This is a genomic window from Acidobacteriota bacterium (assembly GCA_030949985.1).
GTDB lineage: Bacteria > Acidobacteriota > Polarisedimenticolia > J045 > J045 > JALTMS01.
The window spans coordinates 1-9,818 of the sequence record JAUZRX010000083.1 but is presented as its reverse complement, the minus strand read 5'-3'; the positions used below and the strand labels follow the sequence as shown (position 1 = coordinate 9,818).

Genomic DNA, 9,818 nt, shown 5'->3' with positions numbered 1-9,818 from the left:
GGCGGTCATCTGTCGCTGCTCGAGCGGGCGGACGGGCGCCACCACGGGCACGTGACGGTGCTCAAGTCGGCGGACGGGCGCCAACACGGGCACGTGACGGTGCTCAAGCTGGCGGACAGGCGCCACCACGGGCACGTGACGGTGCTCAAGCTGGCGGACGGGCGTCACTACGGGCACGTGACGGTGCTCAAGTCGGCGGACGGGCGCCACCACGGGCACGTGACGGTGCTCAAGATTCGGGAAGGTGGACGGACCGTCGGTGCCGGACAGTTGCTGGACAAGCTGGCAGACGGTCGCCACTACGGGCATGTGACAGTGCTCAAGAGCGCAGAGGCCGGTCCCGGCGAGACGGACGACCCGTCGATGGGACTCGGGGGCGGTTGCGTTCCCGATCCCTGCAAGGAGGGCGAGAAATGCGTGAGCCGCGACGGGAAGTCGCACTTCTGCTACCGGAAGCTGAAACCGGCCCTCTCCACCCTCCAGGCGTTGCCAGGCTTCGAGGGAGGTTCCGCCCCCGTCTCGAGGATCCTGGGCCGGTTTGATCCCTCGCCCTGACCTGGGGGCGAGGGAGTCGGAGTCGGCACGCACCTCGGGAGTGACCGCTCGCATCCCTCGGTGGGGGGGGGATATCTGCGGTCCCCGCGTTCGCCGTGTGAAAGGTCTCTTGTGCGCACCTTAGCCTTCGAGACAGATGCGTAGGCGGTTTCATACGCAGGAACCGGGTATCGAGAGCCCGGAGGAGAAGGTTCGACGATAGTAGTCGTCGAGTTGGCGGCGTGAAGGCGGAGGTGAGCCGCGGACGGGCCGGTTGAGGTTCGTATGGGGTGGTTGGTGGACCGAGCGGACGGCTGCGGCCGGGTGTGCGGGCAGATCGGTTCGGTGTCGCCTGCGTCGCGGGCGCGTGGTGTCAGGGGGTTGTTTCTGGTGACGAGGGAACGCCCGGCATGGCGCGAGGCGTCAAGGGGGCGGGGCGCGGGCTTCGAAGGGGTCATCGCCGCCGCCGTCTTCAATGGGGCGCGTGATCTTGTGCACGACGTCGGGATCTGTGAGAAAAGCGACGATCTTCATGCGCGCGCCGCAGCGGACGCAAAGTAGAGGATCGATTTCGAGTATGCGTTTCATCAAGCGGGGCCACGAGGCTCGCGATGGAGCAGCAGGCTGCGGGGTCTCGCTCTGTCCGGCGGGCCGGTCCTGCTCAGGGTGGGTGGTATCGCGTGCTCGCGTCCGCGCTCCGCGTGCTCGATGGGAGTAGAAGCCGTAGGCCCTGGTGAGGTGCTGGCCCCGGTCAGGGATCTGGGCCGTCACCGCGTGAATGAAGTCGAGGGGATCGAGTTGGAGGTGTGTGGCTCCGGTGCGCGGATCGGGTGGTGTGTCGACGATGACGGTCTGGTTGGCGATGCGGACCGTTCCGGCCGGCACAGGCACATTCGAGCGGTGATACCGCGGATTGCGGCGCGCGGGAAGCGACCTCTTCGCCATCGGCGTAAACGGTCAGGCCCGCCGCGGAATGGGCCTCGACCTTCACCTCGGCCCAGCGCTCGAGTTGCAGGCGCGTGGCGATCCAGTAGATACCGGCCTACTCGAGGTTCAGCGCGTCGTCCGTCTCCACCGAGCGCCACTCGATGGCAGCCCCGGGGGTCGCTGCCAGCAGCCGTCCGGCCACCGGCCAACTGCGGTGGGGATCGATCTCGGGAAGGGTTTCTACGTCGGGCGCCAGGGGGCCGGGATCAGCCGCTGCTGCGTCGGATGATGGAGGAGTACGCGGCCACCGGTCTGCCGCCCGCCTATCTCCCTCGCCCCGTCGAAAGCGACCAGGAACCGGAGGAGAACCCCTCATGAACAAGAAGCTGTTGTCGCTGTATGGCCTCAAGTGGAACCCATTTTCGCCCGATCTTCCCTCGGAAGCGCTCTATATCGGTCCCCGGATCGAGAACTTCTGCTGGAGAATCGAGCAGAGCCTGGTGCGCGAGGGAGGTTTTGCCCTGATCACTGGCGAGCCTGGAACCGGCAAGAGCGTGACTCTGAGGGTCCTTGCCCAGCGGCTCCAACAGGTCCGCGACGTGACGGTGGGCGTGCTGACCCATCCGCAGAGCAGCCTGGCAGATTTCTACCGCGAGATGGGAGAGGTTTTTGGTGTAGCGATCAAGCCTCACAACCGTTGGAACGGTTTCAAGACCCTGCGCGAGCGCTGGAAGGGGCATCTTGGCAGCACCCTGTTGCGTCCGGTGCTGCTGATCGACGAAGTCCAGGAGATGAGCCCGAGCGTGCTGAGCGAACTGCGGCTGATGGGAAGCACCGACTTCGATTCGCGCAACATCCTCAGTGTCGTGCTGGCCGGCGACGGGCAACTGACCCCAAAACTCCGGCGTCCGGAACTCGTGCCGCTTGGCAGCCGGATCCGCATGCGTCTGACGATGGAGTATGCCGGCCGCGAGGAACTGCGCGAGTGTTTCGAGCATCTGCTCGAGAGTGCCGGCAACCGCAAACTGATGACCGAGCCTTTGATCGACACCCTCTGCGATCATGCGGCAGGAAACTATCGGCTGATGACCAACATGGCCGCCGAGCTGCTGATGGCCGCAGTACAGCAGGAATCGACCCAGCTCGATGAGAAGCTGTATCTCGAGGTCTTCGCTGCGCCCAAGACACCCGCCAAAACCAAACGCTCCCGGGCCGCCCGGCAGCGATGAAGACGCCGGTCTGTTTTCCCCTGCGCCGCGCTGCGGAACTCGACGCCGATCCACAACCCGAGCGTTGGCTGATCGAATCGCTGTGGGCCGATCAGGCGGTCGGCATTGTGGGTGGGGAGCCGAAGTGCTGCAAATCCTTCTTGGCGCTCGATATGGCCGTTTCCGTGGCTTCCGGCGCCCCCTGCCTGCGTCGCTATCCGCCCCGGCAACGCGGTCCCGTATTGCTCTTCGCCGCCGAGGATCCGCTGCATATCGTGCGCGAACGCCTGGAGGCGGTCGCGCTCGCGGCGGAGATCGACTTTGAAGCACTCGATATCCACGTCATCACCGCTCCCACACTCCGGCTCGATCTCGACGAGCATCGCCGCCGGCTGCAGAGCACGGTCGAGAAGATCAAACCCCGCCTTCTCGTGCTCGATCCGTTCGTCCGTTTGCACCGCGTCGATGAAAACGCCGTCGCGGACGTGGCTCCTCTGCTGGGCTACCTGCGAACGCTTCAGCGCAGCTTCCAGACCGCTGTGCTTCTGGTCCATCACGCCCGCAAGGGCGCCGGCGCGGCGCGGGCAGGACAGGCTCTCAGAGGCTCCTCGGAGATGCACGCCTGGGGCGATTCGCTGCTCTACCTGCGCCGCGGACGCGCAGAGCAACTCAAGCTCTCGGGCGAGCACCGCGCCAACCCCTCGATCGAAGGGATCACTCTCGAACTGAAAGCGGATGGAGACGCGCTCGCATTGCAGCCTGTCGAAGAGCAAACAGAACAACCCGAAACTCAATCGCCGCCACTCTCCCCAGACCAGCGCGTCGAGCAAGCGCTCGCTCAAACCTCCATCCCGCTATCCATCCGCGAGGTGAGGAAAGCCTGCCGGATGCGCATGAGCCGTGTGAGCGAGGCGCTCGAAACTCTTACCACCAAGGGCCGCGTGCGCAAAGAACCCGGCGGTTTCCGCCTCGTGAACACTGCTCCCGCGTTTCTCGTTTCCCAATCCCCTATAGGCCCAGCGGGAAACGGTCGCCGGAAACACCCGGCCTTGCCACTCTTGCCTGGTGAAACGGACTCCGGCTCTGCGGGGGCGCAACCGGAAGAGGGATAGCCAGGTCGACGGTGCGCCGACAGGGCTCACCAGACACCGGGGGCACAACACCGCCCCCGGGGTCTTCCTTGTCAGAAGTATCCACCCCCGTCGGACACCGGAGTCATGCCTGAAAAACCCCGGGGTCCGGGGCAGCGCCCCGGGAAACAAATCCCTCAATTATCGTGAACGCACCGCCATCAATGATCTTGAGCGCTCTCACCCGTTTCGACGATTCGGTGCCGGTGGAAGAGATTCGTCTCGAGAACCCGGATGCTCAGCTCGAGGGTGCGGAAATCATCGGCGAGAAGGTGACCTACAAGCTGGCGCAGAGGCCGGCGTCCTACGTGGTCCTGAAGTACGTGCGTCCGGTGGTCGAGCGGAAGGACGGCCATCTGAGTTGTCCTCCGGCAGCGCCTTCGGTACTGGGCAAGAGCATGGCCGAGGTGAGCTTGCTCGCCGGCCTGGTGATCGACAAGCTGGTGTACCACCTGCCGTTGTACCGGCAGCACCAGCGTATGAAGGCCGCGGGGATTCGACTCGCGCGCTCGACGCTGACCGAGGCGGTGCTCCGAACGGCGGATCTGCTGGCGCCGATCTGCCAGGCCCAGCGGCAGTCGATCCTGGAAAGCTCGGTGATCGCGATGGACGAGACACCGATTCGTGCTGGACGCAAGGGTCGGGGTCGCATGAAAATGGGTTATTTCTGGCCGATCCATGGCGACCGGCAGGAGGTGATCTTCCCCTTCGTGCCGACGCGTGCCCACGGCGTGGTCCACGAGCTGTTGGGCTCCTACGAGGGCGTGCTGCTGACCGACGGCTATCCGGCGTACGAGCGCTACGCCAGGCAGATGCAGCAGGTGACGTCAGCGCAGTGCTGGTCTCATACCCGGCGGCAGTTTCTGAAGGCCGAAGAGGTGGAACCGAAGCTGACGGCGCGGGCGCTGGATTTGATCGGCGAGCTGTACGCGCGCGAGGGAGAACTCCGCCGCAAGAGCCGGAGGGCTCGAAAGTGCTGGCGCGGCGCTCGGAGCTTTGCCGCCCGGTGGTGGAGGAATTCTTCGAGTGGCTGGAAGCTGAGCTGGAGAGCCGTGTGCTTCTGCCGACGAACTCCTTCACCAAGGCGGCGCACTACGCGCTGTCGCGGCGGAAGGAACTGAAGGTCTTCCTCGAGCATCCGGGTGTGCCGTTGGATACCAACCACCTGGAACGCCAGATCCGCTCGATTGCCGTAGGCCGCAAGAATTGGCTTTTTTGCTGGACCGAGCTGGGCGCGGAGTACGTGGGGGTCTTGCAGAGTCTTCTGCAGACCTGCCGGCTGCAGGGGCTATCGCCGTATCACTATCTCGTGGACGTGCTGCAGCGCGTGGACAGCCCTCCGGCGTCCGAGGTGGCGTTGCTGACGCCGCGGCTGTGGAAGGAGCGCTTCGGCGGAGATCCGCTGCTCTCACCGCTCGAGACGCACACCGGCCGAACCGCCGATTGACCGGGTACACCACCGGCGCTCATCTCGCAAGAGCGCCGATTTCCAACCGCTTACGGAGGGCCTGCGGAGCGAAGACAGCCTTCTCACACTGGGCGCTCGCCTTTCCCACCTCGCCACCTCAGTCGCAGGCGGGGAGGTTACGGGGAGAACCGTCCGAGGACCAGGCTCCCGGATGACAGGGGGCTCCCTCAGCACGGGCCAGGTACCACAGGGCCTGGCCGGGAGGCGGCGGGCGACCATCGTCGATCCATTCGGATGCCAACAGATCCCGACCGGCGCACTGGGAGTCGAGGAAGTCGCTGCGGCGCCGCAAGTCGCCGATCAGGCCACGGGCCAGGTCGTAGACCTCCGCTCCCGCCACTGGCGACCAGGCCAGGCTGCCTTGCTGCCAGTGCAGGTCGTCGATCACCCCCGGGCCTGGCCCGGCCGGGCAGTCGTCGTCGTCACAGTCCACAGCCCCGTCGCAGTCGTCGTCCACCTGTCCTCGGCAGATCTCCGCGGCGGCAGGATTCACCGCAGGATCCGTGTCGTCGCAGTCTAATCCGAAGCAAGCGTCGGCCTGATCGTTGTCGAGGTCGTTGCACGAGCAGACCACTCGTGCGCGTACCAGGCGCTTGCCGGGGTCTTCCACCTTGCCGACGATCCAGAACTCCTCGCCGGACCACATCAGCTCGATGTCGCTCTCCAGGCGCGTATCGTCCGAGAGCAGGACACCTCCGTTGTCGAGTTGGCTGCCGTCCGGCTGGATGCGCCAGAACCACCATGTGGCCTCGTAGTCGTTCTCGGCGGAACTCCAATCCCGCGTGGCGGTAGCGATGCCCAGCATCTCCCCCGTCCATGCCGCAGCGATGTCGGCAGTTCGCAAGGTATTCGATTTGAGGGGAATCGTAGGCTGGATGCGTCGGCCGTCCGGGTCGAGCAGATCGAGGTAGAGGTTGTCCGAGGCTGGGGCTACTGTCTCTTTCCAAACGTGAGCGGAGTTTCCACCCACGAGGGTCAGCTCGTGGACGGATGTCGTCCCTCCTCGATCGCCCAGGGGGATCGAGGGTGCTGCAGGTGTGCCATCGGGCTGCACCACGAGACTCGCGAAGCCGGTGAAGTTGACCTTTGCGACGAGGAGATAATCCTCGCCGGTCCAGACGACTTCGATGGATCCGACGAAGTGCTTTTCACCGTCGAGGTCATCCGAAACGAGCACAGTTGGCGGATCCGCGAGACCTCCATCGGGAAGGACGAAAGTGGCCACGATCTCGTTCTGTCGCTGGCGCGGAATCCAGAATACGGCAAATCGCTCTCCATCCCAGGCAACCGCTGGATCTCCTCCGAGCCATCCCCCCTCGTCGTCGTAAGTAGCGGTCAAGTCGAGTTCGGGTGCTATCGGTCGACCCAGACGATCGATCACCCGCGCCTTGAGCCGGAACCCTCCACCGGTCTCGTCATACCATGCCACCAGCAGGCGGTCCGAACCATCGGCGATTCCGCAACGACGGTCTTCGGGGTCTTCACGGTTCGGGTCGCCCAACTCATAGACTGCGTCTGTGGGCCGCGCTAGCCGATCGAAGCTGCGCACACTCATCAGGCGATTGAAGCTGACGTTGTAGAGTTCGGTCGTGGAGCCCACCAGGAAGCCTTCCTCGGTGAGCCTGGCGCACAGACTGCTCGTGTCGGGCCGCGCGGCACTCAGCGGCAGAGAGGCCATCTGGGGAAAGAGCACCGGCGGATCCTCACACCAGCGATCGCAGTCCTGATCGAGGGTCCCGTCACAGTCAGTGTCGAAGCCGTCGCAAATCTCTGCGGCTCCCGGCCGGCGCGTCCACGAGCGATCCGCGCAGTCCTCGGCCTCGGCGCACTGATGGCCTGCCAGCGCCTGGTCCGCGTCCAGATCCTGGCAGACCTGGCCCCGGATCGGCAGGGCGAGTAGAATGCCGGCCAGCGAAACGAGGCCCGTACGCAAGTACCGGGCGCTCACGGCACCACCACTTGAACCTCATTCGAGACGGGGCTTTCGTTGCCAGAGGTGTCCACGGCTACTACGACAATATAGTACGTTCCCGAAGAGGCAGTGATGTCGGTGCTTTCCTGGCAGTGGCTATCGTTGCCCGGATCCGCGGTGGAATAAGGCCCACCGCTAGAACTGCTGGCGAGAATCTTGAACCGCGCTACGTCAGGGTCAGAAGGGGCTTCCCACGTTACGGTGATAAAACCACCAGCGTAGCTCGCGCCGACATTCTGGGGTGCCGCAGGCGGAGTTGTATCACTGTGAATCACCGTAACGCCGCTGCTGAGGGCTCCCTCCGATCCGTCAAAGGCGACAAGGGACGCATAGTAGGTTTGCTGCTCATCAAGAACCAGGGAGGCAACGCGGTAGCTCTGCCCGGCCGGGAGGCTGGCCAGGCGACGATACTGCCCCAGTCCGCGGCTCTCGTACAGGTTCCACCCCGTGACACCGGAGCATCCATCGAACCCAGCGGAAAGATCTACCGGTCCACCATCATTCCCATAGCTGGCAGTCAGAACCAGCAGGCAAAGCAGATTAACTGAACCACCGCCTGGGTTGTCCTTCTGCTGTTCTTTAACTGCTAAACTAAAGACCCCTCGATCGCGGTGTGCAACCACACTTTCTCCGGCGGTAGATGTGGCGCTCTCAGAATCCAGCATGATCCAGAGATGTTCTTCTACGCCAAGCAGAGGATCGATCTGAAACTCGGGATCCGGGCGATCCGAGTAGCAAAACTCAAAGAATTGAGTGTCGCAGATATCCTCTACCGTCCAGCGGGCAGCACCGTAGTCGCCTACTTCTTCGTCGTACTCAACCGCATCTACATAGTCCGTCCACAGTTTGCTCGACGAATCATCGTACGCGCCTCCGAATGTCAGCGCGGTGGGAAAGCGCCGATCCCCTGGAATGACGAGGAATGACCCTTTCGAGGAGGACATCTGATACCATTCCTCGTTCAGAAAGGTCGGATCACTGGGGTTATTCCCGTCGATCGCGTCGAAGGGCGATCCTGCGTTCGTGAAGCCCTTCTTATAGATTGTAGCACTCGTTGCCCCATTAACGTTGCTCTTTCGGAGGTCAGCGTAGGAATAGACGGGCCCCCCAATGCTGTGGACGCGGAGGTTGCCACGCTGTAGGATCTCGCCGGGATAAGCGAACTCGTACTTCGTCGTTCCCACTCCACTGAAGGCTCCCTGGATCACGCGGACAACGCGGACAGCACCATCGATATAGCCATGGAAAGCGATGCAGCCCGATCCACCGTTCCGCATGTCCCATACGCCTTCCGTTTCCGCGGGGCTATCGACACGCCATTTGACCAGGTCAACCAAGTCCTGCCCCGTTGTAACAGTCGTCTCGCCGATAAACCACTTGTCAGCCGTCCATTGGCCGAGAAAATCCCAGCGATAACCAGTGTAGTCCATCGTGTTATCGCCATCGATGTCATAGGGTGATCCGATTATGGCACCGCAAGCGGCACTCGTCGGGACGCATCCACCGGTGTGAGACGTACCATCACCGACGGGATCGTAGTCGATGAGATCGGGGACAGACGAGGGCGCTCCGCTCGTTCTGCGATAGAGGTAGACACAGCCGGATTCACTGAACGGACCGGACTGTTCGGAGTCTGTGACCCGGATCCGGTACCGCTTCGAGCTGAACTCGGAACTCGGCCAAGAGGAATTGCTGACGTTGCAGCTTCCTGAACTTCCTAGCAGAAAGACAAGTTCGTCCTTGTCCGAGAATTCTCCGGACGCGGGGTTCTCTCCCGACAGCGTGTACTGAAACTCACAAGGGCCATTTGCATTCGGCGGAAGCCCAGGAATCTCGCCTCGGCAAAGGGAGTTCGGGAGATCTCTTGGATCGAGGATCTTGACAGGGCCCGGCGACAGGTTGTCGATCTGGTACGGAATCACCATCCAGGAGCCGTTCCGGTAGGCCCAGAGTTCGAGTTCAGAGACGTCGACGTTAGTATCGACCCACGCTGGGAAGAGACTGGAGCTGGCGCTGATCACCACAGGCTCTGTCTTTCTCTGAGAGAATGGGCCCGCTTCGGAATGTGCGCCTACGAGAGTCAAAACGAGAAGAAGAACTGGGAAAAGCTGCCAACCGGAAGCAGCGATACGGCGACACTGGGATGCGACGATGCGACGATGCGACGATGCGACGACGCGACGATCATTTGTTTCCTCCCCTCTGCTTAACGCACTTTGAATTCCACACAGAATCAGAATCTGTTGTCTACTGCGTTTCTGTCGGAATGTCAAGCAGTTGTGGCAGTTGTGGATGCGACGAATGAACTGTGTCGCTGTGCCGGCGTAACCCTTCGAGAGTCCGTGGGTTGCCCGGCCTGCCAGCACCACTGCGCGAACTCTCCCGGTCAGACATGTCTCTTGCGCGAGGTCCCTGATTCCAGATGCTTCGAGACGGTCCTCTACCCCAGCGTTGCATAAACTGACGCAGTTTTCTACGCTGCTTTTTCGAGTCCCGCCAGGTAGCCTTCAATCTGTGATTGTGCCGCATTGTTCGCGTTCATCGTCAGGGTGAGTGCGCCACGCGGCCGGGTGAGTCGG

Annotated in this window: 8 protein-coding genes; 5 read left to right on the top strand and 3 right to left on the bottom strand. The window is 63.0% G+C overall.

The window, feature by feature from the left end:
- The coding region (locus Q9Q40_14200; GenBank protein ID MDQ7008369.1) for a hypothetical protein at window positions 1-555 on the top strand (555 nt) is incomplete at its 5' end.
- Between the two features lie 402 nt (window positions 556-957).
- Here the strand turns inward: Q9Q40_14200 and Q9Q40_14195 are convergent.
- Entirely contained in the window at window positions 958-1,419 is a 462-nt protein-coding gene (locus Q9Q40_14195; GenBank protein ID MDQ7008368.1) for a transposase, read from the bottom strand.
- A gap of 416 nt (window positions 1,420-1,835) precedes the next feature.
- Here Q9Q40_14195 and Q9Q40_14190 point away from each other — a divergent pair, with 416 nt between their 5' ends.
- The 4 genes from Q9Q40_14190 to Q9Q40_14175 all read left to right on the top strand — a co-directional run bounded on the left by Q9Q40_14190 (window position 1,836) and on the right by Q9Q40_14175 (window position 5,246).
- Window positions 1,836-2,690, top strand: coding sequence for an ATP-binding protein (locus tag Q9Q40_14190; GenBank protein ID MDQ7008367.1), 855 nt, complete (start codon window positions 1,836-1,838; stop codon window positions 2,688-2,690).
- Window positions 2,687-3,781 (top strand): AAA family ATPase, encoded by a 1,095-nt coding sequence (locus tag Q9Q40_14185; protein ID MDQ7008366.1) that lies wholly within the window; start codon window positions 2,687-2,689, stop codon window positions 3,779-3,781. Before Q9Q40_14190 ends, Q9Q40_14185 begins: the two co-directional genes overlap by 4 nt.
- A 182-nt stretch (window positions 3,782-3,963) precedes the next feature.
- Complete coding sequence (locus Q9Q40_14180; GenBank protein MDQ7008365.1) at window positions 3,964-4,920, top strand: IS66 family transposase; 957 nt, start codon at window positions 3,964-3,966, stop codon at window positions 4,918-4,920.
- The gene (locus Q9Q40_14175; protein ID MDQ7008364.1) at window positions 4,809-5,246 is read left to right on the top strand and encodes a transposase; all 438 of its coding nucleotides are present in this window, start codon (window positions 4,809-4,811) and stop codon (window positions 5,244-5,246) included. Before Q9Q40_14180 ends, Q9Q40_14175 begins: the two co-directional genes overlap by 112 nt.
- Before the next feature lie 118 nt (window positions 5,247-5,364).
- On the opposite strand, the gene Q9Q40_14170 is transcribed toward Q9Q40_14175, so the two are convergent.
- Both Q9Q40_14170 and Q9Q40_14165 read right to left on the bottom strand, forming a co-directional pair.
- A complete protein-coding gene (locus Q9Q40_14170; protein ID MDQ7008363.1) occupies window positions 5,365-7,215 on the bottom strand; it encodes a putative metal-binding motif-containing protein in 1,851 nt (616 codons plus the stop codon).
- Window positions 7,212-9,260, bottom strand: coding sequence for a hypothetical protein (locus Q9Q40_14165; GenBank protein MDQ7008362.1), 2,049 nt, complete (start codon window positions 9,258-9,260; stop codon window positions 7,212-7,214). Before Q9Q40_14165 ends, Q9Q40_14170 begins: the two co-directional genes overlap by 4 nt.
- Between the last annotated feature and the right edge of the window lie 558 nt (window positions 9,261-9,818).